The sequence below is a fragment of the Desulfobulbus sp. genome, assembly GCF_031547805.1.
GTDB lineage: Bacteria > Desulfobacterota > Desulfobulbia > Desulfobulbales > Desulfobulbaceae > Desulfobulbus.
In genome coordinates this window covers 1-26321 of the sequence record NZ_JAVBRQ010000051.1, presented here as the reverse complement: position 1 = coordinate 26321, position 26321 = coordinate 1, and the positions used below count along the sequence as shown (strand labels likewise).

Sequence of the window (26321 nt, the reverse complement as noted above, 5' to 3'; positions counted from 1 at the left end):
TCATGGGTGGCCCGCGCGGACAGATCAGCACCAGTGAGTTGCGCGCCGCCATGGTGCTCAGGCAGTGCCCGGTGACCTGTGGCCGTCCCACCAGGATGACCGAACGGTCATTCACGGCGATGTGCGAGCACCACCGAAAAAACGAGGCGGCCTGGACTAACGACCACAACGGATCGTCCCGTGAATCGAGCTGGTGCGCGACCTGCAAGGGCAAGCACCGGCCACGGGAACTTTCGATTATCGCCCTGGCCGATTTCGCCAGGAAAGAAAAACGAACCAAGGAGGAATGTATGGCCCCGAGAAAACAGACTACGTGCGATGGTTGCGGCAAGAACAAGACCTTGTCGATGTGCAGTGGCGAAATGTTGTGCTCGTCCTGCGCGGCCCTGGCCGGGAATGTCGTCCGACAGCCGGCGGCGGTGGCGAAAATGTTGGTCAAGCGCGGCAAGCCCGAGGAGTTCGTTGGCCTGCTGGTGGCCGAGATGGGCCAGGATTGGCTGAAATTGGTGGTGCAGTCCCACCTGCCCGAGCCGATGGCTGCCGTGGAGCAGCCCGATGCGGCGCCGCTGGCTGCCGCCACCACCAACCTTGCCCAGTTTGCCGAAGATATGGGAGGACCAGAGGTGCTCCTGGCCCGGTTAGTGGACGAACTTGGCCGGGAATGGCTGGCAGGGGCGCTCCAGTCACTTTTGCCCGAGCGAGTGACCATGGACGTGGAAAACGACGCTCTCAACCGGATCGCTGAGGCGGTCGGGTATGACGTCGCGGGCGGCGAGGATCTGGTGGCGGCGGTGGTCAACATGGCGGTCCGTATGGAGGTCGCCAACGAGGAAGCTGCCGCTAAACAAGGCATCATCAATCAAATTTCAGAAGCGATTGGGTATTCCGAACTGACCGACGACGAGCTGGTGGAAGTGGTGAACAAGATGGCTTCGGCCTCCTTGCAGCGACCGGAACAGTCCACTTCAGGCGACAAGGAGAACGATGCGGAACGAATCCGCCTACAGGCTGAAATCGACCGGGTCGCCGCCGAGCTGGTGCTCAGTCCCGTCTCTGGCGAGTTGCTTGAAATCAAGTCGCTCTCGGTTCGGTCCTCCCTCGACAGTCACCTGCTGGATCTGGCCCTCGATGCCATGCGCGGTAACGTCACCGGCCTCGATCCGGACCGGATCGCGGTGTTACGGGAGGCGGCATAGTGGACGCCTCGACCCTGCAATCATTTTGCGGCGGCGTGTGCGATGTTGAGCAGATGTGGTCTATAAAACGAGCCCCCTTTGGTACCAGGGAAAAAAAGAGACACAGCATGCTTCTTGATGCCGCCGGGAATGTCCCCGCCCCATTGACATCTTTTGAGCGCCGCCTTGCGGAAAAAACCGCCAACGACGGGATGAAACGCGCCATGGAGGCACTGTCCGATAAGCAGGCGCTTCCATTGGAAGAGAAAATCGCCCTGTCACTGGAATTGATCCATGACTGGTATAAGGCGTGGAATGGAAAGGTGTCCGTGTCGTATTCCGGAGGTAAGGATTCATCCGTGTTGCTTTGGCTGGTGCGCCAGGTTTACCCGCATGTACCGGCTGTTTTTGGGCATACCGGGCTTGAATACCCAGAAGTGGTCCGCCTGGTGTTGGACACGCCAAATCATGTGATATTAAGGCCGTCCATGAGGTTCAGCGAGGTTATCCGTCGCTATGGCTGGCCATTGGCATCAAAAAAGATTGCCCGAGGCGTGAATATTGTCCGCCACCCCACAGATCGAAATCAAAACATCACCCGACTCTATCTTGAGGGCATCAACCGATACGGGATACCTGTGCATGGATACAAGATAGCGCAGCAATGGCGCTTCTTGTTTGATGCCCCTTTTGAGGTGTCCGATAAGTGTTGCGCGGTCATGAAAAAGGATCCCATGGCCGCGTATGAACGGAGCAGCGGGAACCGGCCCTTTGTTGGGACCATGGCTTCTGACAGTAAGCAACGTCAGCGAACATACCTTCAGCATGGTTGCAACGCCTACGACATGAAGCGCCCGCGGTCAGCACCTCTGTCGTTTTGGACGGAACAGGACGTGCTGCACTGTATTCAGAAGTACGGCATTCGCATTCCATCCGTTTACGGTGAAATCGTCAGAACACAGGACGGCTTCTTCTCTACCGCCGGCGTGAGCCGTACAGGCTGCTTGTTTTGTTGCTTCGGCCTTTCACTTGATGGCCAACAGGGAGCGTCCAATCGTTTCGAGCTGCTCGCCGAATCACACCCGAAGCTGCATCAGTTTGTCATGGATCGGCTTGGCTTGCGAGAGGTGTTGCTTTGGTGCCGAGAAAACGCGCCGGCGCGCTTGACCAAAACTTTCCGATGCGGTGGAGAATTATTCGACAATGATACAGGAGACGATGTGATGCAAAGGGCAACATCAAAAGAAAGCAAACGGAAATACTGGCCCGAGCAACACCTGAAGGCATGGTTTGTCGTGGTGGTGGATGGCAATAAAATTGGCGTCATCCAGGATGGGATGGGTTTTTCCCGTGAAAAAAACAGGTTGTCCGGTTTGAAGGGAATCGAGTTGTTACCGGCCACCGATACCGATCTTGTGAGATTTTCCGCCAAGACGAAATTGTCCTCCAGAATTGTGTCCGTCATGCGCAAGCGGGCGGCAATAACGTTTCCGGACAACCCAACCGTATGACCACCTACCTCTGCGCCTCCTGCGGCCGGGAAGAACGCCATCGATGGGACGCGCCCTGTTTCGGGCTGTGCGAGGAGTGCGAGCTGGCCGTTGCTCTTGGACCAAGTTCCTGGCCCGTGGAAAAAGATCAATCGCCGCCTCGCAACGATACCGAGCAATGAGTTCCCAAGCTTTCCAGGCGGAATATTTCCGCTCCCGCAAGGAGGCCCACGACTGGTTGATCGAACAGAGATATGCCGTCTCCATCGGTAAATTCTATCAAGACATCAAGGAAAAGGGGTTTCCGGTACTCAATCCCGACAAGACGGTCAGCAAGTACCAGGTGGCAGTGTACGGCAAGAGTCTGGAAAATGCCCAGCAACCCGACCCATCCGCCTTGGAGCGGTTGGAGGCCATGCACCGCAAGGAAAGGGCCGAGGCCGAAATTGCCGAAATGAAGGCCGAACGCATGCGGCGCGAGGAGGATGCCGAGTGGTTGCATTCATCCTTGGCCTGGTCGGTTGTGGCCGGCCTGATCGGCAACCTCCGCGACGTGGTGCGGCGCCATCTTCACGATGCCCAGATCGATATCGCCAAGGCAGCCGGTGGAGATATTGCCAGGGCGCCCGAGGTCTACGAGGCCGTTGACCAGGTGATCAGCCAGGCCTGGAACGAGGTCGCCGGGAGCGAGTTGCAGATTCAGTGGGAGGGGGAAGAATGACGCGGCAGCAGGCGATTCCCCGTCCCATCCCCGCCTTCGTGCCTCCTGGAGCGCGGGCGTTGCTGGCGGGCAAGAGCATTTCCCTGCGCCGCTTGCCGGAACAGGTCCGGAGGCGCATGCGAACCCCGGAAAAAATCCGGGTGAGCGAGCACGCGGCCAGGTACCGCGTGGTCACCGATGGCCCCCATGCCGGACCGTGGCGGCACGATCTGGCGCCGCACACCGTCAAGATCATGGATACCTACAGCTTGCCGTATGTCCGGGCCCTTTGGTTTTGCGGGGTGGATCAGTCCGGCAAGACCAATACCATGCTCAATTGCCTGCATTGGGCCGCCGATGTCGATCCCGGCGATATCTTCTACCTCATGCCCACCGAGGACACCGGCGCCAAGGTCACCAGCGAGAAATTGATTCCACTGGTCAAGCGATCCAAGCGCTTGCGTCACCAGATGGGCGCCAAGGACAACGACACCACCCTTGCCAGGATCAAGCTCAAGCACGGGGGCACCATCCGGCCGGCGTGGGCCAACTCGGCGGCCTCCATGGCCACCTTTCCCGCCAAGCACTGCTTTGGCGACGAGGTGGACAAGTATCCGGAGCGGACCGGCCGTGAAACCACGCCCATCAAGATGATCCAGAAGCGCAACCGGCTGTACAAGGGACGTTACAAACAGTTTTTCGCTTCCACGCCGGCCCAGCTTTTCATTCACAAGGGGATGATGGACTGCCGTCAGGTGTGGGAAATGCGCCATCGCTGCCCGCATTGCGGCCAACTGTTCCGGCCAACGGGCGAGTGCCTCCATGTCCCCGAGGGCTTGGCGGCCGAAGATATCGGCCCCGAAACCGAGATCATTTATGCCTGCACCGAGTGTGGGGCCGGAATCGACGAGGAACAACGGCTCGAACTGCTCAAGGTGCCGGAGTGGGTGGTAATCAAGGGGCAGGAAGTGTTGCGTCCTTCCTCGGTGGGATTCCACCATCGGGCCTGGGATTGCCTTGACGTGCCGCTCCACGAGATCGCCGCGGCCTGGCTGGCGGCCAAGCACGGTGGGGTAACCGACAAGATAGCCTGGTCCAACGGGTACGAGGCCGAGGATTACCGGTACGAGCAGCAGGACCGCAAGGAAGATTTCATTCTCCGCCTGCGCGACGAAAACCGGCCGCGCTCGGTGGTGCCACGCGGCACCTGCTATCTGGCGGTGATCGTCGATACCCAGCAGATAGGCTTCCACTATGCGGTCATGGCCTACGGTTGGGGCGAGGATATGCCGGTGGCCAAGATCGAGCACGATTCCGTCGAGACCTTTGCCCAACTCAACGATATCGCCGCCACGGTCTGGAAGGATGCGGACGGCAAGGAATACCGCGCCATGTCCGGGTGGATCGATTCCGGCGGCGGCACCAATCCGCTCGCGCCCAAGCATAGCCGCACCAACGAGGTCTACCGCTTCTGCAAGGAATTTCCGTTTTGGCGGCCGCTCAAGGGTCAGAGATCGATGGAAAACGGCTGGCTGGTCAAGTTGATGGATTTCTACCCGTCCCGGTCCGGCCGCATGGAAAAAATCCCCGGAGGATTGAAGCGCTACAACATCAACGTCACCCTGTACAAGGACGAGTTGGCCGGCAAGCTCCAAAAGGAACCGGGCAACCCTGGGGCCATATCGCTCGATGCCGGCACCACCAGCAATTACGCGGCCCAGCTTTGCGCCGAGTACCGGGACGACCACGGCTTCTGGCACTGTCCCAAGGGCAAGGCCAACCATCAATGGGATATTTGGGTATATGCCATGGCGGCCGCCGATATTATCGGTATCCGCCGTCTGCGGCCGGAGCGCCAGGGGCCGCAAGGCCCGATAGTCTATTCCAAGGGGGTACGGGCATGAGCGGATGGGACGGCGTCAAGGAGCGCATCACCCGCCAGGATGTGTCGGAATACAAACGGGAAATCCTGGAACAGACCGTGCTGGTGGCCACACCGGAAGCGGCCAGCATCCTCGGTTGCTCCGAGCGCACCGTGCTCCGCCTGGTGCGAGATGGCGAGGTGCATGCCTATGGTCGCCACAAAGGCGGCAAGGGCCTGCGCCTGCTCGCCTCCGAACTGCGGGAGTATGTCAGATCGATCAAGATCGACAAGGATGCGTGGCGAGTGTGACATTCACCCGTGAACAATCCGTTCAAGGGCCGCATTCACCAAAAATCCGCTCCGGGTTTCTCCGTGCGCTGAGGCATATCGGTCGATTCTGGCGAGTATCCTTTTCGGCATGCTGATATTCACGCGCTCCGATTTGTCGTCCAGCAGCGCTCCGTCAATCTCGACCACGGCCCAAGTCCATCCGGAGAATTCGGGATTCTTGGTATGATCGATCAATTTTCCAGGGGCCGGCACCGTACCGTTGTCGTCAAGCACGGTTTCTATCCACAGGGAAATGGCCTCCTTGCTGTTCTCGATGGCTTCATCCAGGGTGTCTCCGGCGGAGAAGCATCCGGGAAGATCGGGCACGACAACGCCAAAAGCGGTGCCCTCGTCTCCGGGTTCGATGGCGATGGGGTATTTCAACTTCATGGGTTCCTCCTATTTGATCCCGGCCTGCTTGAGCAGCTTGCCGACCAGCCCTTTGCCCAAATCGCTTTTGGGGTGTGGGACGCTGATATGACCGGGCTTTTCCGGGTGAGTGAAGATGTGGTGCGACCCTTTCACTCCCCTAAGTGTCCAGCCGTCCGCTTCGAGTAGGCGTATAATTTCCCTGCTTTTCATGTTGTGTATAATACACACCGAAATGAAAGCGATCAATGAAATAATGTAGCCTGAAGGCCGCCCCTTTTTTTCTTCCCTCCTTCATTTTTTGTGACAGTGGCTACCATTGCCGGACAATGGTCACTTATTCGATCCTGAAAAAGGCCGTATGCTTCCTGGAAATGTCAGGTCGCTCCTCCTGCCCGGTGGAGCGGCTGAAACCACCAAAGGAGCATCCATGGCCGGAATTACCCTGGAAATAGCGGAAGCCAGATTGCGGCAGTATCTCGATGCCGAGCAGAAGATCCTTCTCGGCCAGGAGACCGCCATCGATGGGGACCGTCTCACCCTGGCCGACCTGGCCGCAGTGCAGGCCGGGGTCACCCTGTGGAATGGCCGCGTCAAGGAGCTGACCCCAGCCGCCGCCGGTGGCGGCATCCGGATGGTGGAGATCGTCCCGCGATGAGCCGCCTACCTTCCACCATCGCTGTTGGCAACAAGGAAATTCCCCTTGGCATCACCCTGGCCGACCGCCTGGTCAATTGGCTCAATCCGGTGGCCGGCCAGGAACGGCTCGGTTCCCGCGCCCGAACGGCCCTGTTTTTCGGTGGCTATACCGCGGCCGACAAGACCCGCCGGGCCAACCAGAAAGGCGGCAAGCGGGAAATGGACGCCGACACCGCCATCGTGCCCGATCTCGCCACTCTCCGCGAGGATTCTCAACACCTGGCCCGCAACAATCCCCTGGCCTCCGGGGCGTTGAAAACCAACATCACCAAAGTGGTGGGCACCGGCCTGAGGGTCAAGGCCACCGTCGATCGCGCTGTGCTCGGGCTCACCGAGGACCAGGCCAACCAGTGGGAGCAGTCCGCCGAACGCGAGTTCAATCTCGCCACCGCCACCAGGGAACTCGATCTCGAACGGGATATGCCCTTTTCCCTGCTGCAGGGCCTGGCATTTTTGCGAGTGCTTGAAGACGGCGACCTGTTGGTCAACATGCCGCGTGTCAAGCGGGCCGGCTCCCCATACGCCACCAAGCTGCAACTCATCGAGGCGGCGCGGGTCTGCAACCCCGGCTTTGCCGCCGACACCAACACCACCATTGCCGGCGTCACCAAGGATGCCTACGGCGCGGCCCAGATCTTTCACGTGTGCAACCGGCACCCCAACGCCAGGCGCTACCTGGCCGGGAAAGCCAATACCGAATTTTCCTGGCAGTCCCTCCCTGCCTTTGCCGCCAACGGCACGCCCCTGGTCCTCCACCTCAAGGACAAGACCCGCCCCGGTCAAACCAGGGGTGTGCCGTATTTGGCGCCGGTGATCGAGTTGATCAAGCAACTGGGCCGCTACACCGACGCCGAGGTCATGGCCGCGGTGGTCTCCGGCATGTTCACGGTGTTCGTGTACAGCGAGTCGGGCAACCCCGAATTCGGCCCCGCGCCCACCATGGACAACCCGACCGGCGACCGGAACCGGCAGGCCGATCCGACCGGCATAGAAATGGGGTACGGTTCGGTGGTCGGGCTGCGCGAAGGCCAGAAAATGGATTTTGCCAACCCAACCCGGCCCAATGCCGCCTTTGATCCGTTCTTCGTCGCCATTGTCCGTCAGATCGGCATGTGCCTGGAATTGCCGTTCGAGGTGCTGATCAAGCATTTCACCTCGTCGTACTCCGCTGCCCGCGCCGCTTTCCTGGATGCCTGGGATTACTTCTACCGCCGCCGCCACTGGTTGGCGTGCCAATTCTGCCAGCCGGTTTACGAGGCCATCGTCACCGAGGCGGTGATTTTCGGCCGATTGTCCGCGCCCGGTTTTTTGTTCGATCCGCTGATCCGCCAAACCTGGCTCGGCACCCGGTGGGTGGGAGACGCTCCGGGCGAGATCGATCCGCTCAAGGCGGTCAACGCCGCCCAGGCCAGGGTGAACATGCACCTCACCACCCTGGAGCAGGAATACGAGGAATTGATCGGCGGCGACCACGAGGCCATCCAGCCGCAGATAGTGCGCGAAACCAACTGGAAGCGGGAAAATGGCCTGGCGGCCCCCGTTTCCGTCTCTTCAATCGACGTGGATCCAGATGAACAAGAAGATTGACCCCGCCAAGGCCAAATGCACCAGGCTTTCCTTCGATTCGGCCGTCCTGTTCCGTGCCGAGCCGCAGACCAAGGATTTAACCGGCTTTGACATCGATGCCTATACCGGCGCGGTGGTGGAACGTATGTGGGGCCGGCTGATCGTGGCCGTGGACGGCATCCAGGCCAAGGAGCAGATGCCGATCTTCCTCAACCATGATCGGGGCAAGATTGTCGGTTACTCGACCTCGACCGGCAAGGACGGCTGTTTTTCCGTGCAGGGCAGGTTCTCCGGTGCCACCGAGGCGGCGGCGGAAGTGAAGGCCCTGGCGGCCGAGGGCTTTCCCTGGCAGGCATCTATCGGCGTCAAGCCGAGGACTGTTCTGGAAATCGGCAAGACCGGCTCCATGGAGGTCAATGGCCAAACAGTGCAAGGGCCAGCCGAAGTCTGGCTGGAATCGGAAGTTTTCGAAACCTCTTTTGTTCCGCTGGGAGCGGACAACGCCACCAGCGTCACGGTTTTTTCCGAGTACGAACAACGGGCAGCCTCGCCCACAACCATCCCAACACAGGAGCAAAGAATGGATCTGCACACCTTGAAAAAAGAGCATCCTGAACTCGTTGTGGCCCTGTCCGCTGAAATCGTGGCCGGGCTGCAGCAAGACGACCTGGACGCCCACAACCCGAACCTGATCGCTTCCCTGTTTGCCATGGGTGCCCAGCAGGAGCGCGACCGGATTGCCGCTGTCCGCGCCCAATCCATCCCTGGCCACGAGGATCTGGTCGCCAAGATGGAGCTGGACGGCAAGTCAACCGGAGCCGACGCCGCCCTGGCCATCGTTGCCGCCGAAAAACTGGCCCGGCAGCAACAGGGGGCGCAATTCTTGTCCGGCGGGCCTCCGGCGGTGATTCCTGCTGCCAGCGACGATAACAGCGGCGCGCCGCCTGCCATGAAGCGGGAGGCATTCAACAAACTCCCGCCGATCGAACAAGGTCGGGCCGTCAAGTCGGGCGTCAAGATAGTCGACTGAGCGCCACCGTAACCACAACGCATTTATAAGGAGAAGGAAATGGCAAATACACTGACAGGCCTCATCGACTACATCTATCAGTCCGCCGATGTGGTCAGCCGGGAAATGGTGGGCATGATCCCCTCGGTCTACATCAACGGCGTGGCCGAGCAGGCCGCGGTCAATCAGGAAATCACCTACGATGTCGTGCCGACCATGACCGCTGAGGATACCGTTCCGGGCGCCACCCCGCCTGAATTGAGCGATCAGGCCGTCGGTACCGGTACCATGCAGTTGACCAAGTCCAAGACGGTCCGGTTTTACTGATCTGGAGAGGACGAGGCGGGATTGGGAACCAAGCGCACCGCCATCGAGAACAACAAATTCGCCCAAGCGTTCCGCACCTTGACCAACCAGATCGAGGCCGACCTGGCGGCGCTGTACATGCATGCCTCCAGGGCGTACGGCACCCCAGGGACCACGCCGTTCGGCATTGCCGGCGATTTCACCGACGCCGCCCAGGTGGTCAGGATCCTCAAGGACAACGGCGCCCCCACCTCGGATATCCAGCTGGTGATCAATACCGCCGCCGGCACGAACATCATCGGCAAGCAGGCCAGGGCGGACATCATCGGTGCCAGCGTGGCCACCCTGCAGCAACAGGGCGTCCTGCTCGACATTGCCGGCGCCAAGATCCGCGAGTCGGCCCAGATCAGGAACGTGGTCAAGGGCACGGGAGCGGCCTACCAAATCAACAACGCCGCCGGCTATGCCGCCGGAGCGACCGCCCTTGCCCTGGATACCGGATCCGGGCCGGTGAATGCCGGCGACGTGGTCACCTTCAACGGAGACCTCAACAAGTATGTGGTCGGCGCCGCTCTTTCCGGCGGGAACATGGCGCTCAATGCCCCCGGATTGGTGCAAGCGCTGACCGACGATGCGGTCATGACCATCGGCGATTCCTACGCCGCCAACATGTGCTTCGACCGCAGCGCCATCCATCTCCTGGCCAGGCTGCCCAAGGTCCCGGAAGGCGGGGATCAGGCCGACGACGAAATGATAATGATCGATCCGGTGTCCGGCCTGCCGTTCCGTGTGGCCCTCTACAGGGGCTATATGGCCAACCAGTTCGCCATCCAGATGGCATGGGGCGTCAAGGCGGTTAAGCCGGCGCACATCTCCTTGCTGCTCGGCTGATCCCGAAACCCTACTTAAGGAGACGACATCATGGCAAAAAAAGACGATCAACAACAGCCGCCCGGCTTTCCCGGAGATGGTCGGCCGCAACCTCAGCCGGAGATTACCCTGATCCACATGGAGCGCGATCCGGTCTACGGCGAGCCGACCGCGGCCGAAGTCCATCCGGATGAGGTGGCCAACTGGCAGGAACACGGTTGGGCGATCGCGGAATGATCTATTCCCCCGACGATCTGCGGATGATGCTCGACCGATCCGGCGGGGCCGTGCATGTCGTGGACGGCACCGACCTGTTCTGCCTGGTCAAGGGCTTGGCGGTCGAACCCGACAGCTTTGCCCGGGTGCAGATCGCGCGCCAGGAGTTGAGCCATATCGCCGGCGACACCTTCGAGCGAAGCGCCCGCCACGACACCGAAGTCGACGGGGTGACCTGGAGCATTATCGCAATAAGGGAAAAACTGTCCGGCCTGGTGGTCTGGACCATGGAACGGGATACGGCATAAATGACGGATATTAAGGTATCTCAATCAGGGATCGACAGGACAATCGCCTTGTTATTCGCCACACCCAGGCAGGTCATGCGGGCCCGTGCCTCGGCGCTACGCAAGATGCGCCAACGGATCGAAACCCGTGTCAAGCGGCAGGCGGCCAAGGAATTGCGCATGCCGCAGAAGGCCATATCCGGCCGGTTCTTTTCCGATCCAGTCAGAACCGGAGACAGTGTGCTCAAGGTCTGGATCGGCACGGATCCGGTGTCGCCGTTCAGGCTCGGCGCGGTCGGTGTTTACGGCGAGCCGGGACGGCCGTTCAGTGGTGTCATGGTTGGCAAGCGGAAATATGTCGGGGCGTTCCTCGCCTCAATATACACCGGGCGGCAAAAGGTGTGGATTCGTTTGCGCTCGAAATTTTTCTCTCCCGAACTGTATCCGACCAAGAGACGTCCGGGAGACAGGGGATTGTCCGACGATCCTCGTTTGAAGCACCGTTTTCCCGTGATCAGGGCCGCCGTTCCGGTCGACGCGGTGTTTGAAAAAGTGGTGGAGCGGGATCTCGATGCCATTTCGCAGGACTTTCAAAAGGTATTCGCCCAGGACCTCAACTACTTCACCAATGTAAGGGGAAAACAATGACCGATCGGTTCTTCCAATTGTTGGGCGACAGGTTGGCCGACCTGACCACGGATCAGCGGTCCCTGCATCCGCCGACCGGAGCACTCGTTTCCCCGCAAGTCATTGGCGTGATGCTCGATCGACCGAAAACATCGACGGAAGAAGGTGCTGAATATCCTTATGTGCGCTGGCTGCCCTATGTGGGCGAGTTTCATCATAGGGCGCCAACGCAATTCGAGGTGATCCTCGATGGGGGAATCTACACCTCGGGGAATGTTGCCGATGGCAACATGGATATCCATCGACTGTGCATGGCCCTGGGCAAAATTGCCGAAAACCCAGGTTTCGCGCCATACAAGCTCAAGGATGGGGTCAGGTTTTCGATCGGCACTCCCGACCCTGAAAACAGAAATCCAGGCATCCAGCCGCATCCGTACTACCACTGCCGCCTGTTCTTACAGTTTGCGGGCTATCATCTCGATTAATTGGAGAATCATCATGCTCAACACACAATTCGGCTTGGTCGCCAGCGGCGATCTCTACATGGATTTCTACGATGACAGCGGCAATCTCACCGGCTTCCAGCTGGTCGGCAATTGCAAGAAATTCGCGCCCAAGGTGGAAACGGAAACCAAGGAGAACAAGCTCAACGGCCGCGACACGCTCGGCCAGACCGCCGATTCCTACACCCGCATCACCAGCTCGACCGTCTCGCTGGTATTCAACCGATACGATCCCACCTTGCTGGCCGCGAGTTTCATGGGCAGCGCGGTCGATCAAACGGCGGCAACCGGCCCCTACACCTCGACGGTTACCGGCATCAAGGACCGCTGGGTCGAGGTGGGCGCGGTCGATCTCGACACCTGCATGGTCAAGGATGCAACCGACACCGATACCTATATCGAAGGGACCGACTACGAGGTCAACAAGCGTACTGGCATGGTCAAGGTGCTGACCGTGGACCTCGACGGCGCCACCTTGCATGTTTCGGGCAACAAATTGGGCCAGTCCGGATTCAAGATCACCGGCGCGACGCGGCCGATGGTCAATGTCGCCCTGCGGCTGGACGGTAAGAATAATGCCGACGGCTCTCCGGTGCTGGTCACGGTGTGGCGGGCGCAGCTGCGGGCCGACGGCGAGTTCGACTTCATAGGCGAGGATTTCCCGGAATTGACCTTCTCCGGCACCATGACCACGCCCAACGGCAAATCCTGGCCGTTCGAGGTGGTTTGACAATCAAAAATAGCCATCGGTGAGACACAACCGGTTTTGTGTCTCACGGGTGCACAACAAAGAGGATCTCATGCAGAAAATTAAGACAATCCAGATCGGCCAGAAATCGTTCACTCTCAAGGAACTGCCGATGCATGTCGTGCGTCAGTTGGTCAACCGGGAAAATACTGGGTCGATTCTTGATCGTGGGCAAGAATTGCTTCAACTGTCCTGTCCCGAGTTGACAGTGGATTCGCTGTTGGAACTGTATCCCTCGGAAGTCGAGGAATTGTGGCACGGATTTGAGGAGGTCAACGCCTCTTTTTTGGGGTTTGCCCGTCTGGTCGGCTTGGACCGGGCGATGATAGATCTGGTTCACAAGGTCGTAAGGACCTCGATCGGGCAATTTGCATCCTCATTGCCAGCGGTCATGGACCCAGGGTCTGGGAGTACGGATATAGCTTCTTCCTGACCGCCCTCGATATCTTGATCGCCGCTAAAAAAGCTAAAAAATGAGCAGTCAATCCCAATCCAAAATCGAGATCGTCCTGTCGGCGGTCGACCGTGGCTTGACCACCGGATTCCAGCGGGCTACCGCCCAGCTCAAGGCCTTTTTCACCGGTTCCAAACAGGTGGAAAGCGGGCTGACCAACGTCGGCAGGTCCGTGGCCGGGATGGTGGCCTCGTTGGGAGCCACGGTCTCGGCGGCGGCCGGGATACAGAAGCTGGTCGGAGTCTCCCGCGAGTTCGACAAATTGAACGCTGGCCTGATCACCGCCACCGGCAGCGCTGAGGGGGCGGATCGGGCCTTTGTCGCCATCCAGGATTTCGCCACCAAAACACCCTATGACCTGGCCGGGGTCACGGATTCGTTTATCAAGCTGGTCAACTTCGGCCTCGACCCGTCCGAACGCGCCCTGACCAGCTACGGCAACACCAGCTCCGCCTTGGGCAAGGACCTCAACCAGATGATCGAGGCGGTAGCCGATGCCGCCACCTTCGAGTTCGAGCGTCTCAAGGAATTTGGCATCAAGGCCCGTCAGGAAGGCGACAAGGTCAGCTTTACTTTCCGGGGCGTGACCACCACGGTGGGCAAGAACGCCAGGGAGATCGAGGAATACCTGATCAAGCTGGGTGAGGTCAATTTCGGCGACGCCATGTCCAACCGGATGGCTACCCTGGACGGGGCGTTGTCCAATTTGGGCGACGAGTGGGACAAGGTTTTCCTCAACATCTCCCAGGCTGGAATTGGCGACATTATTGCCGACAGTGTGCGTACCGCCATTGGAGCCCTAGAGGAACTCAACGCCCAAATTGCCTCCGGCGAATTGGAAGGCAACCTGCGGGCCACAGGGGTGCAGTTCTCCGGATGGGCCGACGATGCCCGCGCCGCCGTTGCCATCGTGATCGGGGAGATGCACCAACTCGAAGTCAACGGCCAGGATTCGGTCAATTTTCTGATCGATGCTTTCCGCCGGTTCCCGGAGAATGTCCGGGCCTTCATCGGCCTGATGACCGTCAACGTGGCGGCTGGACTGGACAAGGTGACCGCCTACGCCAGGGCCTTCAAAAACGGCGTCGCCGCCATCTTCAACGACCAGAGCTTTGCCGGGATCGGCGCCCAGCTCGAACTGGAACTCCAGAACATCGACACCGCCCGCGAAGCGTCGAGCAATGCTATCCTGGACCAGCGCGAAGCCACCATCAAGGCCAGCGATGAGGAGCGAGAGAAGGCCCGGCAGCTCCGGACGGAATATAATGCCCAGCAAAAGGCGGCCGCAGCCAACACCTCCGACCGGCTGGCTCAGTTTCGGGTTCAAGCTGCCGGAGCTCAGGAATCAGCCAAATCGTCGAAGGAAGCCGCGGCCGCAGCCAAGAAAGCGGCCGCTGAGGCCAAGAAGCTGTACGAGGAGCAGAAGAAAATAGCGGAAGCAAAGATGCGGGCCGCCAGCCAGGAGAAGATCCTGGCCATGGAGATGGAGAAAATTGAAGCCTCCAAACTGCCATCCAAACTTGTCCGGGCCGAGGCCGAACTCGCCATCGAACGGCGGATCATGGCGGAGCGGGTCAGTCTCAAGCGTCAGGAACTGGCCGCCATCAAGGCCGACCCCAATGCCAACCAGGCTGATGTCATCCGGGCCGAGTCCGATCTGGCCGCCCTGCTGGTCCAAAACGAAACCCAGCTCAACGATCGGCTGCGCGATCTGGCCAATACCCGCATGGACGATGTCGAGAAATCATGGCGGCGCGGTATCGTCTCGGCCCAGGAGTACCAGGCGGCGGTCCGTGCCGCCCTGGCTCTCGGCACAATCGATGAGGATGAAGCCAGGACCAAGCTGATCGGAGCCGGCGACGACATGGGCGCCGCCTTTGGCGAGGGTATCCGGCAGGCCCGCGAGCGAATGGAGTCGGACGGCGAGATGATGATCTCCATCGGGGCCGACATCGCCGACCAAATTTCCGGCGGCCTGGTCTCGGCCTGGGATGGGTTCATCATGGGCACCGAGAGTGCCGGCGAGGCCCTGTCCAACTTTGCCCGCTCGACCATCTCCTGGCTCTCCCAGGTCATCCTCAAGCAACTGTTGATGAACGCCCTGATGGGCGCCACCGGCGGCGGAAGTGGTGGCAGCGGCGGACTGTTCGCCATGATGGGCTTTGCCGACGGCGCGGTCCAGGGCCTGGCGGGTGGTGGTTCGGTGGGCGGCTGGAGCTCGTCCCGGACAGCCGACAATATTCCGATTTGGGCCACGGCCGGCGAGTTCATGCAGCCGGTGCGGGCGGTCGAATATTATGGCGTCAATTTCATGGAGCGGCTGCGACGGCTGGAATTTCCCCGCCATATCGCCCATGCCCTGGCCGGCGGCACCGTGCCGACTGTTCCTTCCGGCTTCCGGTTGGCCCAGGGCGGCATGCCTGCGGCCGAACCGCAAACCACGGTCAAGGCCGGCGACGTCAATCTCCGCATCGTCAATGTCAACGACCGCAACCAAGTTGGGGATTATATGCGCTCGGCCGACGGCGAGACTGTGCTGCTCAACATGATCCGCCGCAACGGTTCCACCATCCGCACCCTGATCGGAGGCTGAAGACAAAAAATGGCTTACACCGCCGGCACCGCCGCCAACTACAAGGACTTGCTCGCCGTCATGGCCACCTTTGCCTCGGCCAACGGCTGGGTTGTGCTGGAGCAGACCACTGACAAACTCTTTCTCAAAGGCACCGGCCTGGCCGGAATCGACGAGATTTATGTCGGGGTCGAAACCTACGAGGACCAGGCCAACAACTACTACAACTGGTCGATGGTCGGTTCCTGGGGCTGGCGTCCCGGTCGCACCCTTGATCGGCAGCCGCGCTCCAGCCGGGAGGCCGGATGGTACGTCGCCGCCCATTTTTGGAATCAACCGATCCCCTATTGGATGGTTGCCACCCCGAGGCGGATCATCCTGGTGGCCAAGGTCAGCACCACCTACCAGCACGTCCACCTCGGGTTGCTGACCGTCCCGGCCACTGATGCCCAATACCCCTACCCGCTGTTTGTCGGCGGCGGCAAAGGCTCAAACACCGACGCCCCGTTGCGGATGAACTACTCCGGCTCTCTCGACTCCTACTGGAGTTACTTCGGCCGAAACGAATATTCAGGCCGCCTGGTATATCCGGGCGGAAGTTGGGGGGGCTTGACCGGTGGCAACAACAACGACAACAACCCGGCAATCAGCACTTTGACTTTTAACGACGCCAACCGGATCAACATGTTGACCGCCCTGGACGGCTCGTACTTGCTTGAGCCGATCTACGTGGTCTCAAGCAATAACACCGGCGTGCTCGGCACATTTGAGGGGCTGTACCGGGTCACCGGCTACAACAACAGCTCGGAGAACATCGTCACGGTCAACGGCGTCAATCACATGGTGTTCCAGGACGGCAGCCGCACCGGATACGGCGACTACTGTGCATTGAGGATGGACTGATGGCAACCTATCAATCGGTGGCATGCTCCACCGTCAACCAGTTTCTGATCGACCTGGCCGCCTTCCTGGCCGAAAACGGCTGGGCAATCGATTTCAATGGGACCTATAGCGGCTCATACTGGCGGCTGCACTTCCATAAAAGCGACGCTCATTTCGATATTTACTCGTACTCAAGCAACCGGATAATTTGCTACGCTTGCTTGGGGTACGCGGCAGGCAACGCTCCCAACGACCAGCCCGGCAAGGACCCGATCACCTCCACCAGCAGGTCTATCACTATCTATCCGGGCTACACCGCCCATTTGATCTCGGTGGCCGGGGCGCTCTACATCGGGGTGTTGAATACCAGCGGTATCCCGTACTGGAGCTTTTTCATCCACGGCCCCGACAAGGTGGGCAACTGGAACGGTGGGACCGGGATCATGTGCGGCAACAACAGCGGATTGGGTGACAGTAGCATCAGCGGCTCAAACGGCGGCTATGCTACGGTATACGTCAACAATGCCTGGACCGTGACCGGCACCACCTCGGTCGGCTCCATTGCCGGGTCGGAAGCAGGCAATGACCTGGCTGCCAGGCACCAGCCGTTTTTTTATAACCAGGCCGTCATGCCGGTCCCGGTGATGATAATGCTCCGCAATGCCTCGGACTACACAAAATACCATCCGCTGTTTTTCTTGCCGGGCGTATTCCGGGGCAATGGCGGCACGCTCTACGATTACGGCGAGCTATTGGTGATCGGCGGAGACACATACAAGATCGTCCCCACCAGGACCGCTACTATCGGCGCGTCCTACGGCGACTATCTCTTCAAGCTTGGCAATTAGGGGGGGGCAAAATGGGACTGGTAGCAGCCGCCAACGGCACACTCGCCGCCACGGTCGGCACCGAACACTCGCTCACTCAGCAGACCGGGATCGGCGTCTACGTGCTGATGGTCGATACCTCGGCCCTGGCCGAGGGCGATACCGTGGAGATTCGGATCAAGACCCGACGGGCGTCCGGGGAGACCTCGCGTATCGCCTACAAATACACGTACAGCGATGCCCAGGCCGAACCGCACAAGTACAGCGACGCCGTGCCGATCGATACCGAGATCATCTGCACGATCACCCAGACCGCAGGGTTGGTTGGTCGAACCTTCCCCTGGAAGCTGTTGCGGGCCTAAACGATGAGAAAGAACGAGCTGCTCCTACTGCACGGCACCATCTACGGCCAAATCCCGGCCCAGGTGCCGTGGTACGATTGCCCGTTCAAGACCTCGAACATCGATCAGTACGGCAAACCGACCGATATCCCCTACCTGTTGACCGAACTCCGCTCCTGCATCACCGGCGATCTCGCCAACAATACCCCGATTGATGTCGTCCACTGGAACGCGGCAGGAGTGACGAAATGGAGCGGAATGGAGTGGTGGGAAGGCTGTATGACCTTGTTTATGAGGCACGTCTGAAATGGCATCCGGCAAGATAGCAGCCCCGGTGCTCAAGCCGATGGAAGGCTTGATAGCAAGGGCAACCGACTATTCGGCCCAGGGCTTCATCCTCGGCCTGCCGCCGCAACGGGATGTCGGCTATGTCACCGACCATACCCTGGTACCGATCTACATCTGGAACGGCTCGCTGGCCGATGCGGTGCTGCAATCGATCAAAGGCGACGAAGGGGCCGAGGGCATTGCCTGGGATGTCGCTCCGCCGGTGATCGTTCCGGCCCGTGGCTCGCAGCGGGTGATTATCGACGTGTCCACCGACGGGCCGCTGGCGTTTGACGGCCTGTTGACCTTCCTCTCTTCCTGCGGCTCCATCGTCCTCCGCCTGTACGGCACCAGGGCCCCGCACCTGTCCGGCGATATCGGCTACCTGTTCATGCCGCACAACTGGGAGGACGGCCTGGCCGAGTCGCTGGCATGGAAGACCGAGGTGATGATTGCCTTTGACCGCACTGAGCAGCGGGTGCAGTTGCGGACCATGCCCCGCCGGGCCTGGGATCTGCGGCTGTTGGTCGCAGGCGATGCCCGCCGCAAGCTGGAGACCTGGCTTTCGTTGCGCAAGACCAGGCGCCTGTTCACCCCGGTCTGGCGGGACGAATCCCGGCTGAACGCGCCGATTGCGGCCGGTGAGTCGGTGGCCTACCTCGACCGGCCGGCCTTGTTCGACTTTGCCATCGACCGCTGGCTGGCGGTCTACGATTCCTGGGACCGGTTCGAGATCCGGCGGGTCACCGGCATCGGCGCCGGCTACGTGGCGGTGGATTCCCCCTTCGAGTTCGATTGGCCCGCTCACAGCCCGGTGGCGCCGGGCCGCTACGGGGTGGCGCTCAGCCAGCGCCGGGTCTCCCGCTTCACCGAGGAGGTGGCCGATTGGCGGCTCCGGTTCGAGGCCCTGAACGAATCGCTGATGCCCGCCATGGAGGCGCCGGATACCTACCGCACCTTGCCGGTCTGCCCGTTCGTGCCCCCGTGGCATGATGACGAGGAGACCATGGACAACAAGTGGGTGCGGCTCGACAACGACACCGGCGCCCTTGAGTTCGATATTCAGTCGCTTGAGCCGGTCCTGGTCCGGAACGCCCGCTTTCTCCTGATCGGCCGGTTGAACATCGACCAGTTCCTGCGCTTCTTGTTTTACTGCGCCGGCCGTCTGGCCCCGTTCTGGCTGCCGGCAACGGACAGGGGTTTCGAGCTGGCCGCCCCTGCTCAGGCAGGAGCAACCACCATCGACATCGACAACATCGCCTACGAGTACGGCCTCTCCGGCAGCGCCGCTCACACCGACCTCGAACTGATCGCCACCGACGGCACCCGTATCCGCCGCCGGATCACCGGGGTCGAGACCCTGCCCACCGGCCAGGAACGGTTGACCCTGGATGGCGCCTTGTCGATCGACATCTCGGCCGCCTCTCTCAACCGCTGCGCCTGGCTGCAACTCTGCCGCCTGGACGCCGACGAGATCGACCTCAAGTGGCACGGCGGCGACTGCCTGGAAGTCACCCTGCCCATTATGGTGCTGCCATGAGCTACGTAGCCCGCGAACAATCCGACCATGCCGGTCATCCCCTGGAGTTGTACCGCTTCTCGATGGCTGAGGAACAATGGCTCTACACCAGCGCCGACCACGAGGTGGCCTTCGGCGAGGACCTCTACCAGCCGGTCTACGTCAAGCGGGGCGGATTCACCCGCGGCGGCGACACCCGCAAGAGTGCCATCGACATCGAGGTCGGCGCCTCCAACCCGGTGGCCCTGCCCTTTCGCACCGGCTGGCTGGCACAAACCATGGTGGTCACCATCCACCGCCATCATTACGAGGACAACGAGTTCGTGCTGCTGTGGAAAGGCAGGATCACCGGCTGCAAGTGGGCCGGCTCGGTGGCCACCCTGACCAGCGAGTCGGTGTTCACCCTGTTCCGTCGGGCCGGACTGCGCCGAGTCTACCAGATCGGCTGCCCCCATCCCCTCTACGGCCCGGCCTGCAGGTTGAACGCCAATACCTGGCAGGTGGCGGGCATTGCCGCCACGGTCAGCGGTAACGTGGTCACCGTGGCGGCCGCGGCCAACCGCCCCGCCGGCTATTTCACCGGTGGCATGCTCCGGGCCGGGTCCGAATACCGGATGATCGTCGCCCATGCCGGCAACCGGATCGTCCTGGTCGACGCGGTGGCCGATCTGACCGAAGGCGAGGCCGTGACCTTGTGGCCGGGCTGCGACCGCTCGACCGGCTGCTGTAACGACCGGTTCCGCAACCTGGACAACTACGGCGGCCTGCCGTTTCTGCCCGGCAAAAACCCCTTCAGCGGCGACGCCCTGGTCTGAGAGAGAGGAGGATACAAAAGATGTGGCAACTGGTGGTGTGGATCGGCCTGCAGATCGTCTCAGCCCTGCTGTTCCGGCCCAAGGGCAATCAAACCAATGTCACCCCCGGCGAGGTCCAGGCCACGGTGGTCGACTCCTCCGGCCCGGTGCCGGTGCTGTTCGGTACCCGCCGGATCGACACCCCCAACTGCGTCTGGTACGGCGATGTCGGTACCACGCCCATTGTCTCCTGTTCGGGCAAGAAATGAGGGCTTCATGCCTACACGGTCAAAGGTGAACATGCCTCATGGCCGATGTTCCTTGAGCCAATCGCGCAGGGCGTTGTTCATGCGTGTTTGCCATCCCTTGCCGGTTGCCTTGAAGGCGGCCAGCACATCGGTGTCGAAACGAACGGTTGTGGACTGTTTGACGCCACTTCCCGCCGGCCGGCCGCGCAATGCCTTCCTTGCCTCGGCCTTGAACTCCTCGGCCGAGATTTCTTGTTCGCCGATGAACGGCTTGGCGGTGGCAAAAAAATCGTCGGTCAATTCCGGTGCGGCATCCGGATCAACCCAGGAAGCGTTCGAATCTCTTTCTTTCGCGGTCATTGGCATGCCTCATCGAAATTATGCGGCGCTTGGGGCCGCGTGGCGTCCAGACCAGGACGACAAGTCTTGCGTCGAGCACCCCCATCGTGATGAATCGAGGCTCGCCGTATTCCTGCCTGGTATCCTGGCCGGTAAGAACTGGCCCGGCAAACACTTCGGCGGCATCGGCAAAGTCGAGCCCACGTTCCCGCAAGGTGATATCGCGCTTGTCCTGGTCGAATTCAATTTCCATATATTTATTGTAGTAACGTTTAATCGGATTAACAACAAAAAAACATGAGAAAAGTCTCTTTCTGGCACCTGAAAGCCCTGGGCTATTGCAACCGGCAGATGCGCCGCTGGTGCAAGGCGCATGGCGTGTCCTGGCGGGAGCTGCGAACCGAGGGCATCGAGGTCGACCGGTTGCTGGCCCTGGATAACGGCGCCATGGCCCACCGGGCTGTGGCCTTTGCCGAGGCCTCGGGTTGGTCGCCGGTGCCGGTGCCGGCAACGGAAGACAACAGGGGGTGCGTCTGATGGGCAGTGGTAAAAAGTGCTACACCACCGGCTACCGCTATTATGCCGGCCTGCACCTGGTGTTCTGCCACGGCCTCGATGCCCTGCTCGGCATCCGGGTCGGCGAGAAATGGGCCTGGACCGGCTCGGTGACCGGCAATACCGCCATCGGTATCAACCAGCCCAACCTCTTTGGCGGCGAGAGCCGCGAGGGCGGCGTGGTGGGCACGGTCGACGCCTGTTTCGGCGGACCCTACCAGCCGCGCAACGACTACCTGCAATCGGTGCTCGGGACGGTGCCCGCCTTTCGCGGCTTGTTCGCCCTGATCGCCCGCAGATGCATGCTCTCGGCCAACAACCCCTATGTCAAGGAATGGTCGATCCTCGGTTGCCGCACCCGCATCGGCTGGCGCGACGACCTGGCCGGCATTTTCGATGACGACGGTCATCTTGGCATGAACCCGACCCATATCCTGCTCGAAGCGCTGACCAACACCTCCTGGGGCGGCCTGGGCTATCCCCTGGCCGATATCGACCTAGCCAGCTTCCAGACCGCCGCCAATCTGCTGGCCGCCGAACGGTTCGGATTGTCCCTGCTCTGGGCCAAGAACTCCACCATCGAGGATTTCATCGGCATCATCTGCGACCACATCGACGCCAAGGTGTTTTTCAGCCACGTCACCGGTCTGCTCAAGCTCAAGCTGATCCGCAACGATTACAACCTCGGCGCCCTGGCCGTGCTGAACGAGTCCAACATCATCGAGCTGGTCGACTTCACCGCTCCTTCCGCCGGCGAGGCCGTCAACCAGGTGACCGTCAACTGGGTGGACCGAGAAAACCAGCCCCAAGCCGTGACCGTGCAGGATATCGCCGGCCTGGCCCGCACCGACGGCCAGGTCAACGCCACCACCCTTGAGTTCGTCGGCATCGCCTCGGCCTCGTTGGCCGCCCGGGCCGCATCCCGCGAGTTACAGCAACTGTGCATGCCTATCGCCTCGGCCACCTTGCTGGTCAACCGCACCCGCAGCCAGCTGGAGCCGGGCGACTGTTTCGCCTTCTCCTGGAAGCCGCTCGGGATCGAGAACATGATCATGCGGGTCGATGCGGTGGAGATCGGCGAACTGGCCGAAAGTCCCTTGCGAATCACCGCGGTGCGCGATGTCTACGGCCTGGGCGCGGTCGCCCTGACCACGCCCGAGGACAGCCAATGGGCCAACCCGATCTCTGATCCGGCCGCGGCCCGGTACCGGCAGGTACGCGAGCTGGGCTGGTGGCAGTTTGTCATGGAGTTCGGCGACACCGAGGCGGTATTGGCCGAGCTGGACGACGACTCCACCCTGGTGCAGTGCTACTGCGGCCGCCCCAGCCCGGATGCCATTAACTACGAGATGTGGGCCCGCAATGCCGGCGCCTCGGAATGGACGCTGCGCGATATCGATTCCTTCCCCTGGGTGGGCAGCCTGGCCGTGGCCGTAGCGCCCGAGGTCGAGACCGTGCTGCACCTGGTGGAACCCATCGACCCCATCATGGTCAAGCCCGGCCAGTATGCCGCCCTGGAGGACGAGCTGGTGGGGATCGTCGCGGTGGACGAGATGGCCGGCACCCTGACCGTCAATCGGGGCGTGCTCGACACTATTCCGGTCGCACATCCCATGGGTGCCCGGCTGTGGTGCCACCAGGGCCTGCACGGGCTCGACCAAACCCTTCGGGCCGTGGGCGAGACGGTGGAGGTGCGGCTGCTGCCCTCGACAGCCAAGGGCAGGCTCGCGCTTACTGCCGCACCCACCGACACCCTGGCCACCGTGGGCCGGATGATGCGGCCCTATCCGCCGGGCAATGTCAAGATCAACGGAAGCCGGTGGCCGGAGTCCATCGGTGCCGCTGCCGAGCTGGTCCTCTCCTGGGCCCACCGAGACCGGACCATGCAGACCGTAACCCTCAACCGCCAGGACGACGGCGACATCGGCCCAGAGACCGGGGTGGCCTATACCCTGCGCATCTACGGCGAGACCGGATCCCTGCTGCGCACCATCGGCCTGACCGGTACCGGTTACACCTATGCCCTGGCCGACGAGCGCACCGACAGCGGCTTTCAGGCGCCCCGGCTCAACACCAGCCTGCGGATCGAGCTGGAGAGCCGTCGCGGGAGCCTGATCAGTCTGAACAAGTGGAATCTGACCGTTGCGAGGGCAACATGACGGAACACATCAACGCCGCCTTGGCGGTCATGAGCGCGATCGGGGGAATGCTCACCGGGGTTGCTGCCGCAGTCTGGTATTTGAGCGACCGCAACACCACCCTCAAGCAACTGGCCAGGGACATCGACGAACTCCGCACCGAGCGCGGCAAGATAAAGGCCGACATCGAGAGCGCGGTCTGTGCCGCTTTCAAGCTGTCCATCGGCGCCCTGCGGCTCGAACAGGCCGAGCGCCACGGCGGGCACGACAAGGACATCGCCGCCCTCGATACCCGAGTATGCGCGGCGGAAAAAGACATCGAGGCCATCTTCGGCCGGCTCGAACGCCGCCACCACGACCAGGGACATCCGGACGGTGACCGCAGGGGATGGCGGAAAACATAATGACGAAAATCGTGGTACCGGAATGGCTGTATCGATCATGGCCATGGCTGGTGTCGGCCATGGCTTTGGGGTTCTTTGCGTTGCAGTATCTGGCTCCGGGATCGGCCCTGGCAGGTTACACGATGTGGATTTTTACAAACCGATGGAGGAAAAATCATGGCGGAAACAAATTTTGACCGGGCCTTTACCGACCTGCTCGGCAACGAGGGTGGCTATTCCAACCATCCCAACGATCCGGGTGGGGAAACCATGTGGGGCATCACCGCGGGTACGGCCCGGCGCGCCGGCTACACCGGCCCGATGAAGACCATGCCGGTCGAGGTGGCCAGGAAGATCTACCGGGAACGGTACTGGAACCCCGCGTTCGACCGGATGCCTTACGAAGTGGCGTTCCAGTGCTTCGACGCCGCGGTCAACTCCGGGCCGGTGGTGGCGGTCAGGTGGCTGCAGGAGGCGGTGGGGGTTGCGGCCGACGGCATCATCGGACCGGTGACCATGGCGGCGGTGGCCAAGGCCGACCCGTTGGCCATCGTGATCAGTTTCAACGCGGCCCGGTTGAGTTTTCTGACCTCGCTGCCCACCTGGGCGACCTTCGGTCGAGGCTGGGCCAACCGGATCGTCGGCAACCTGCTCAAGGCGGTGGGCTGATGGATATGCAAGCCATCGTCAAGACCGTGGCGCCGTGGATCGGCACGGCCCTGACCGGCCCGCTCGGCGGCATGGCCGTGCAGGCGGCATGTTCCGCCCTGGGCCTGGGAGAAACCACCACCGATGCCCTCAAGCAGGCGGTCTCAGGAGCCTCGCCCGAACAGATGCTGGCGCTCAAACAGGCCGACCTGGAGTTCTCGGCCCGGATGCGGGAGCTGGGCTTTGCCCAGGTCAAGGATCTGGAGGCCCTGGCGGTGGCGGATCGCAAGGACGCCCGGGCCATGCAGGTGGCCATGCGTTCGAAAATCCCGGCATCCTTGTCGATGATGGTGACAGGGGGCTACTTCGCGGTGCTGATTGGGATGCTGGCCGGATGGTTCCACGCCTCCGAGTCCCAGGCCCTGCTGTTGATGTTGGGCAGTCTCTCCACCGCCTGGGGCATGGTGATGGCGTTCTGGTTCGGAACCACCGCCGGCAGCGCCGCAAAAACCGACTTACTGGTAAAAAAATGAGCGAACTCTATACAGGCCGTCCGCCAAGTTGATAAAAAAATGAACTACCCTATACATATCGTCCGCAAAATTGGCATCGCCGTCATCTTGCTCCTGATCCTGGCCATGGTCGCCAACGTCCTCCGCCAGCGTTTTTACTGCAAAACGCCTTGGCGCGAATGCAATCCTGTTGCGCTCATCCCCTGCGAACCGGTCGACCGGGTGATGGATCAGTGGAACGACTACCAGGACATGGCAAAGAAATACGGGCGGGAGAAATAAAGGCGCTGCATTTCAATCCGGCAGCGGCGCAGCTCCAACCCAACGAGATTCCGAACCTTGGGTATCGCTATTGACTTGACAAAAATGTGCCATTCGTTGCAACCAATACAATATTAGGGCGTTTTTTTGTCATCCCATCAGCCTAAGGAGGAAAACGATGAAATTGAGGCATATTCTGTTGTTATCGGCTGCATTGACCCTTGCCCTGTCTGGCCAGGCGTTTGTCGCTACATCCGAGGCCACCATGGTCTATCCCGCCGCAGGCGTACCCAGCTCGACGGGCAGCGAATGGGGGCCGAGCTACACGGTGGGAACGGCGGCAAACAACCTGGTGCAGCTCAACGCTTCCGCCAAACTGCCGGCGGTCTCCGGTTCGAACCTGTTCGGTTCGTTCACCGGAACCACCCTCTCCGGCACCACCAACATCCAGTCCGCTATTCAGACTCTGGGCACGGCCTATGATGGGGCTATAGGGATCTCGGCCGGGATCGGCATCACGATTGCCGAATCGAGCGGCACAGCCACCATTGGAGTCGCTCCAAATACTTACCAGCCGCTGAGCGCCAACCTGACGGCCGCCGCAGGCATCTCGGGCAATAGTAAGTGATTATCTATAAATAAATTACTGGTAATTTATGAGCTATTAGTTCATATTCCGTTGCAAATCATGCAACGGGGGCAGAAATGGCACGTGTTAGAACCTGGGAAATCTCGGATGAATTTTGGGCGATCGTTGAACCG

At 61.0% G+C, this 26321-nt stretch carries 37 protein-coding genes; 33 read left to right on the top strand and 4 right to left on the bottom strand.

What is annotated here, in order from left to right; translation table 11 throughout:
* Positions 1-2 precede the first annotated feature (2 nt).
* Genes RMR13_RS15095 through RMR13_RS15070 form a run of 6 tightly spaced genes read left to right on the top strand, consistent with a single transcriptional unit; the run spans position 3 to position 5538 of the window.
* Positions 3-1196 carry a hypothetical protein gene (locus RMR13_RS15095; protein ID WP_310601456.1) on the top strand — a complete coding sequence of 398 codons (1194 nt, stop codon included), beginning with the start codon at positions 3-5 and terminating at the stop codon, positions 1194-1196.
* The gene (locus RMR13_RS15090; protein WP_310601455.1) at positions 1196-2686 is read left to right on the top strand and encodes a phosphoadenosine phosphosulfate reductase family protein; all 1491 of its coding nucleotides are present in this window, start codon (positions 1196-1198) and stop codon (positions 2684-2686) included. The genes RMR13_RS15095 and RMR13_RS15090 overlap by 1 nt, the downstream gene beginning before the upstream one ends.
* Complete coding sequence (locus RMR13_RS15085; RefSeq protein WP_310601454.1) at positions 2683-2847, top strand: hypothetical protein; 165 nt, start codon at positions 2683-2685, stop codon at positions 2845-2847. The genes RMR13_RS15090 and RMR13_RS15085 overlap by 4 nt, the downstream gene beginning before the upstream one ends.
* Positions 2844-3386 carry a hypothetical protein gene (locus RMR13_RS15080; protein ID WP_310601453.1) on the top strand — a complete coding sequence of 181 codons (543 nt, stop codon included), beginning with the start codon at positions 2844-2846 and terminating at the stop codon, positions 3384-3386. The genes RMR13_RS15085 and RMR13_RS15080 overlap by 4 nt, the downstream gene beginning before the upstream one ends.
* On the top strand, positions 3383-5269 hold the full coding sequence (locus RMR13_RS15075) for a terminase gpA endonuclease subunit (protein ID WP_310601452.1): 1887 nt from the start codon (positions 3383-3385) through the stop codon (positions 5267-5269). The genes RMR13_RS15080 and RMR13_RS15075 overlap by 4 nt, the downstream gene beginning before the upstream one ends.
* Complete coding sequence (locus tag RMR13_RS15070) at positions 5266-5538, top strand: helix-turn-helix domain-containing protein (protein WP_310601451.1); 273 nt, start codon at positions 5266-5268, stop codon at positions 5536-5538. The genes RMR13_RS15075 and RMR13_RS15070 overlap by 4 nt, the downstream gene beginning before the upstream one ends.
* A gap of 3 nt (positions 5539-5541) precedes the next feature.
* On the opposite strand, the gene RMR13_RS15065 is transcribed toward RMR13_RS15070, so the two are convergent.
* Both RMR13_RS15065 and RMR13_RS15060 read right to left on the bottom strand, forming a co-directional pair.
* Positions 5542-5943, bottom strand: coding sequence for a type II toxin-antitoxin system HicB family antitoxin (locus tag RMR13_RS15065; RefSeq protein WP_409070305.1), 402 nt, complete (start codon positions 5941-5943; stop codon positions 5542-5544).
* A 15-nt stretch (positions 5944-5958) separates the two neighbouring features.
* Entirely contained in the window at positions 5959-6141 is a 183-nt protein-coding gene (locus RMR13_RS15060) for a type II toxin-antitoxin system HicA family toxin (protein WP_310601449.1), read from the bottom strand.
* A 217-nt stretch (positions 6142-6358) separates the two neighbouring features.
* Between RMR13_RS15060 and RMR13_RS15055 the strand changes: the two genes are divergently transcribed.
* From RMR13_RS15055 to RMR13_RS14965, 19 genes are all read left to right on the top strand, one after another.
* Positions 6359-6586, top strand: a complete 228-nt coding sequence (locus RMR13_RS15055) for a hypothetical protein (RefSeq protein ID WP_310601448.1) — start codon at positions 6359-6361, stop codon at positions 6584-6586.
* Positions 6583-8214: a phage portal protein gene (locus RMR13_RS15050; RefSeq protein ID WP_310601447.1), complete on the top strand. Its 1632-nt coding sequence runs from the start codon at positions 6583-6585 to the stop codon at positions 8212-8214. Before RMR13_RS15055 ends, RMR13_RS15050 begins: the two co-directional genes overlap by 4 nt.
* Positions 8198-9223 carry a hypothetical protein gene (locus tag RMR13_RS15045; protein ID WP_310601446.1) on the top strand — a complete coding sequence of 342 codons (1026 nt, stop codon included), beginning with the start codon at positions 8198-8200 and terminating at the stop codon, positions 9221-9223. Before RMR13_RS15050 ends, RMR13_RS15045 begins: the two co-directional genes overlap by 17 nt.
* 39 nt (positions 9224-9262) lie before the next feature.
* Positions 9263-9529 (top strand): hypothetical protein, encoded by a 267-nt coding sequence (locus tag RMR13_RS15040; protein ID WP_310601445.1) that lies wholly within the window; start codon positions 9263-9265, stop codon positions 9527-9529.
* Positions 9530-9550: 21 nt separating this feature from the next.
* Positions 9551-10399 carry a P22 phage major capsid protein family protein gene (locus RMR13_RS15035; protein ID WP_310601444.1) on the top strand — a complete coding sequence of 283 codons (849 nt, stop codon included), beginning with the start codon at positions 9551-9553 and terminating at the stop codon, positions 10397-10399.
* Positions 10400-10429: 30 nt separating this feature from the next.
* Positions 10430-10615 (top strand): hypothetical protein, encoded by a 186-nt coding sequence (locus RMR13_RS15030; protein WP_310601443.1) that lies wholly within the window; start codon positions 10430-10432, stop codon positions 10613-10615.
* Complete coding sequence (locus tag RMR13_RS15025) at positions 10612-10902, top strand: hypothetical protein (protein WP_310601442.1); 291 nt, start codon at positions 10612-10614, stop codon at positions 10900-10902. Before RMR13_RS15030 ends, RMR13_RS15025 begins: the two co-directional genes overlap by 4 nt.
* Positions 10903-10950: 48 nt before the next feature.
* Positions 10951-11529: a hypothetical protein gene (locus RMR13_RS15020; protein ID WP_310601441.1), complete on the top strand. Its 579-nt coding sequence runs from the start codon at positions 10951-10953 to the stop codon at positions 11527-11529.
* A complete protein-coding gene (locus RMR13_RS15015) occupies positions 11526-11993 on the top strand; it encodes a hypothetical protein (protein WP_310601440.1) in 468 nt (155 codons plus the stop codon). The genes RMR13_RS15020 and RMR13_RS15015 overlap by 4 nt, the downstream gene beginning before the upstream one ends.
* Positions 11994-12006: 13 nt before the next feature.
* The gene (locus tag RMR13_RS15010) at positions 12007-12741 is read left to right on the top strand and encodes a hypothetical protein (protein WP_310601439.1); all 735 of its coding nucleotides are present in this window, start codon (positions 12007-12009) and stop codon (positions 12739-12741) included.
* Positions 12742-12811: 70 nt separating this feature from the next.
* On the top strand, positions 12812-13192 hold the full coding sequence (locus tag RMR13_RS15005; RefSeq protein ID WP_310601438.1) for a hypothetical protein: 381 nt from the start codon (positions 12812-12814) through the stop codon (positions 13190-13192).
* A 40-nt stretch (positions 13193-13232) separates the two neighbouring features.
* On the top strand, positions 13233-15806 hold the full coding sequence (locus RMR13_RS15000) for a tape measure protein (protein WP_310601437.1): 2574 nt from the start codon (positions 13233-13235) through the stop codon (positions 15804-15806).
* A 9-nt stretch (positions 15807-15815) separates the two neighbouring features.
* Positions 15816-16688 carry a hypothetical protein gene (locus RMR13_RS14995; protein ID WP_310601436.1) on the top strand — a complete coding sequence of 291 codons (873 nt, stop codon included), beginning with the start codon at positions 15816-15818 and terminating at the stop codon, positions 16686-16688.
* Entirely contained in the window at positions 16688-17515 is an 828-nt protein-coding gene (locus RMR13_RS14990; RefSeq protein WP_310601435.1) for a hypothetical protein, read from the top strand. Before RMR13_RS14995 ends, RMR13_RS14990 begins: the two co-directional genes overlap by 1 nt.
* An 11-nt stretch (positions 17516-17526) precedes the next feature.
* Positions 17527-17856, top strand: coding sequence for a hypothetical protein (locus RMR13_RS14985; RefSeq protein ID WP_310601434.1), 330 nt, complete (start codon positions 17527-17529; stop codon positions 17854-17856).
* 3 nt (positions 17857-17859) lie between these two features.
* Complete coding sequence (locus RMR13_RS14980; protein WP_310601433.1) at positions 17860-18141, top strand: hypothetical protein; 282 nt, start codon at positions 17860-17862, stop codon at positions 18139-18141.
* Position 18142: 1 nt separating this feature from the next.
* On the top strand, positions 18143-19702 hold the full coding sequence (locus tag RMR13_RS14975; protein WP_310601432.1) for a hypothetical protein: 1560 nt from the start codon (positions 18143-18145) through the stop codon (positions 19700-19702).
* The gene (locus RMR13_RS14970; RefSeq protein WP_310601431.1) at positions 19699-20496 is read left to right on the top strand and encodes a phage BR0599 family protein; all 798 of its coding nucleotides are present in this window, start codon (positions 19699-19701) and stop codon (positions 20494-20496) included. The genes RMR13_RS14975 and RMR13_RS14970 overlap by 4 nt, the downstream gene beginning before the upstream one ends.
* A gap of 20 nt (positions 20497-20516) precedes the next feature.
* The gene (locus tag RMR13_RS14965; RefSeq protein ID WP_310601430.1) at positions 20517-20744 is read left to right on the top strand and encodes a hypothetical protein; all 228 of its coding nucleotides are present in this window, start codon (positions 20517-20519) and stop codon (positions 20742-20744) included.
* Positions 20745-20780: 36 nt separating this feature from the next.
* Here RMR13_RS14965 and RMR13_RS14960 read toward each other — a convergent pair whose 3' ends face one another.
* Positions 20781-21083, bottom strand: a complete 303-nt coding sequence (locus RMR13_RS14960; protein WP_310601429.1) for a BrnA antitoxin family protein — start codon at positions 21081-21083, stop codon at positions 20781-20783.
* Positions 21043-21315, bottom strand: coding sequence for a BrnT family toxin (locus RMR13_RS14955; RefSeq protein ID WP_310601428.1), 273 nt, complete (start codon positions 21313-21315; stop codon positions 21043-21045). Before RMR13_RS14955 ends, RMR13_RS14960 begins: the two co-directional genes overlap by 41 nt.
* A gap of 44 nt (positions 21316-21359) precedes the next feature.
* Between RMR13_RS14955 and RMR13_RS14950 the strand changes: the two genes are divergently transcribed.
* From RMR13_RS14950 to RMR13_RS14915, 8 genes are all read left to right on the top strand, one after another.
* Positions 21360-21599, top strand: coding sequence for a hypothetical protein (locus RMR13_RS14950; RefSeq protein WP_310601427.1), 240 nt, complete (start codon positions 21360-21362; stop codon positions 21597-21599).
* Positions 21599-23776, top strand: coding sequence for a phage tail protein (locus tag RMR13_RS14945; protein WP_310601426.1), 2178 nt, complete (start codon positions 21599-21601; stop codon positions 23774-23776). Before RMR13_RS14950 ends, RMR13_RS14945 begins: the two co-directional genes overlap by 1 nt.
* Positions 23773-24159, top strand: coding sequence for a hypothetical protein (locus RMR13_RS14940; RefSeq protein WP_310601425.1), 387 nt, complete (start codon positions 23773-23775; stop codon positions 24157-24159). Before RMR13_RS14945 ends, RMR13_RS14940 begins: the two co-directional genes overlap by 4 nt.
* Positions 24159-24335 (top strand): hypothetical protein, encoded by a 177-nt coding sequence (locus RMR13_RS14935; RefSeq protein ID WP_310601424.1) that lies wholly within the window; start codon positions 24159-24161, stop codon positions 24333-24335. Before RMR13_RS14940 ends, RMR13_RS14935 begins: the two co-directional genes overlap by 1 nt.
* A complete protein-coding gene (locus RMR13_RS14930) occupies positions 24316-24807 on the top strand; it encodes a glycosyl hydrolase 108 family protein (RefSeq protein ID WP_310601423.1) in 492 nt (163 codons plus the stop codon). The genes RMR13_RS14935 and RMR13_RS14930 overlap by 20 nt, the downstream gene beginning before the upstream one ends.
* Positions 24807-25319: a hypothetical protein gene (locus tag RMR13_RS14925; RefSeq protein WP_310601422.1), complete on the top strand. Its 513-nt coding sequence runs from the start codon at positions 24807-24809 to the stop codon at positions 25317-25319. Before RMR13_RS14930 ends, RMR13_RS14925 begins: the two co-directional genes overlap by 1 nt.
* 39 nt (positions 25320-25358) lie before the next feature.
* Entirely contained in the window at positions 25359-25580 is a 222-nt protein-coding gene (locus RMR13_RS14920; protein WP_310601421.1) for a hypothetical protein, read from the top strand.
* Between the two features lie 157 nt (positions 25581-25737).
* Positions 25738-26187 (top strand): hypothetical protein, encoded by a 450-nt coding sequence (locus tag RMR13_RS14915; RefSeq protein WP_310601420.1) that lies wholly within the window; start codon positions 25738-25740, stop codon positions 26185-26187.
* Positions 26188-26321 lie beyond the last annotated feature (134 nt).

Coding starts and splice junctions, on each gene's coding strand:
- RMR13_RS14970 (WP_310601431.1), top strand. CDS start 19,699: ATGAGCTACGTAGCCCGCGAACAATCCGACCATGCCGGTCATCCCCTG.
- RMR13_RS15080 (WP_310601453.1), top strand. CDS start 2,844: ATGAGTTCCCAAGCTTTCCAGGCGGAATATTTCCGCTCCCGCAAGGAG.
- RMR13_RS14975 (WP_310601432.1), top strand. CDS start 18,143: ATGGCATCCGGCAAGATAGCAGCCCCGGTGCTCAAGCCGATGGAAGGC.
- RMR13_RS15015 (WP_310601440.1), top strand. CDS start 11,526: ATGACCGATCGGTTCTTCCAATTGTTGGGCGACAGGTTGGCCGACCTG.
- RMR13_RS15060 (WP_310601449.1), bottom strand. CDS start 6,141: ATGAAAAGCAGGGAAATTATACGCCTACTCGAAGCGGACGGCTGGACA.
- RMR13_RS15075 (WP_310601452.1), top strand. CDS start 3,383: ATGACGCGGCAGCAGGCGATTCCCCGTCCCATCCCCGCCTTCGTGCCT.
- RMR13_RS15085 (WP_310601454.1), top strand. CDS start 2,683: ATGACCACCTACCTCTGCGCCTCCTGCGGCCGGGAAGAACGCCATCGA.
- RMR13_RS14930 (WP_310601423.1), top strand. CDS start 24,316: ATGGCGGAAACAAATTTTGACCGGGCCTTTACCGACCTGCTCGGCAAC.
- RMR13_RS14920 (WP_310601421.1), top strand. CDS start 25,359: ATGAACTACCCTATACATATCGTCCGCAAAATTGGCATCGCCGTCATC.
- RMR13_RS14990 (WP_310601435.1), top strand. CDS start 16,688: ATGGCAACCTATCAATCGGTGGCATGCTCCACCGTCAACCAGTTTCTG.
- RMR13_RS15000 (WP_310601437.1), top strand. CDS start 13,233: ATGAGCAGTCAATCCCAATCCAAAATCGAGATCGTCCTGTCGGCGGTC.
- RMR13_RS15070 (WP_310601451.1), top strand. CDS start 5,266: ATGAGCGGATGGGACGGCGTCAAGGAGCGCATCACCCGCCAGGATGTG.
- RMR13_RS15050 (WP_310601447.1), top strand. CDS start 6,583: ATGAGCCGCCTACCTTCCACCATCGCTGTTGGCAACAAGGAAATTCCC.
- RMR13_RS14960 (WP_310601429.1), bottom strand. CDS start 21,083: ATGACCGCGAAAGAAAGAGATTCGAACGCTTCCTGGGTTGATCCGGAT.
- RMR13_RS14915 (WP_310601420.1), top strand. CDS start 25,738: ATGAAATTGAGGCATATTCTGTTGTTATCGGCTGCATTGACCCTTGCC.
- RMR13_RS14945 (WP_310601426.1), top strand. CDS start 21,599: ATGGGCAGTGGTAAAAAGTGCTACACCACCGGCTACCGCTATTATGCC.
- RMR13_RS15010 (WP_310601439.1), top strand. CDS start 12,007: ATGCTCAACACACAATTCGGCTTGGTCGCCAGCGGCGATCTCTACATG.
- RMR13_RS14985 (WP_310601434.1), top strand. CDS start 17,527: ATGGGACTGGTAGCAGCCGCCAACGGCACACTCGCCGCCACGGTCGGC.
- RMR13_RS14935 (WP_310601424.1), top strand. CDS start 24,159: ATGACGAAAATCGTGGTACCGGAATGGCTGTATCGATCATGGCCATGG.
- RMR13_RS15005 (WP_310601438.1), top strand. CDS start 12,812: ATGCAGAAAATTAAGACAATCCAGATCGGCCAGAAATCGTTCACTCTC.
- RMR13_RS15025 (WP_310601442.1), top strand. CDS start 10,612: ATGATCTATTCCCCCGACGATCTGCGGATGATGCTCGACCGATCCGGC.
- RMR13_RS15095 (WP_310601456.1), top strand. CDS start 3: ATGGGTGGCCCGCGCGGACAGATCAGCACCAGTGAGTTGCGCGCCGCC.
- RMR13_RS14955 (WP_310601428.1), bottom strand. CDS start 21,315: ATGGAAATTGAATTCGACCAGGACAAGCGCGATATCACCTTGCGGGAA.
- RMR13_RS14950 (WP_310601427.1), top strand. CDS start 21,360: ATGAGAAAAGTCTCTTTCTGGCACCTGAAAGCCCTGGGCTATTGCAAC.
- RMR13_RS15040 (WP_310601445.1), top strand. CDS start 9,263: ATGGCAAATACACTGACAGGCCTCATCGACTACATCTATCAGTCCGCC.
- RMR13_RS14965 (WP_310601430.1), top strand. CDS start 20,517: ATGTGGCAACTGGTGGTGTGGATCGGCCTGCAGATCGTCTCAGCCCTG.
- RMR13_RS15030 (WP_310601443.1), top strand. CDS start 10,430: ATGGCAAAAAAAGACGATCAACAACAGCCGCCCGGCTTTCCCGGAGAT.
- RMR13_RS15045 (WP_310601446.1), top strand. CDS start 8,198: ATGAACAAGAAGATTGACCCCGCCAAGGCCAAATGCACCAGGCTTTCC.
- RMR13_RS15055 (WP_310601448.1), top strand. CDS start 6,359: ATGGCCGGAATTACCCTGGAAATAGCGGAAGCCAGATTGCGGCAGTAT.
- RMR13_RS14995 (WP_310601436.1), top strand. CDS start 15,816: ATGGCTTACACCGCCGGCACCGCCGCCAACTACAAGGACTTGCTCGCC.
- RMR13_RS14980 (WP_310601433.1), top strand. CDS start 17,860: ATGAGAAAGAACGAGCTGCTCCTACTGCACGGCACCATCTACGGCCAA.
- RMR13_RS14925 (WP_310601422.1), top strand. CDS start 24,807: ATGGATATGCAAGCCATCGTCAAGACCGTGGCGCCGTGGATCGGCACG.
- RMR13_RS14940 (WP_310601425.1), top strand. CDS start 23,773: ATGACGGAACACATCAACGCCGCCTTGGCGGTCATGAGCGCGATCGGG.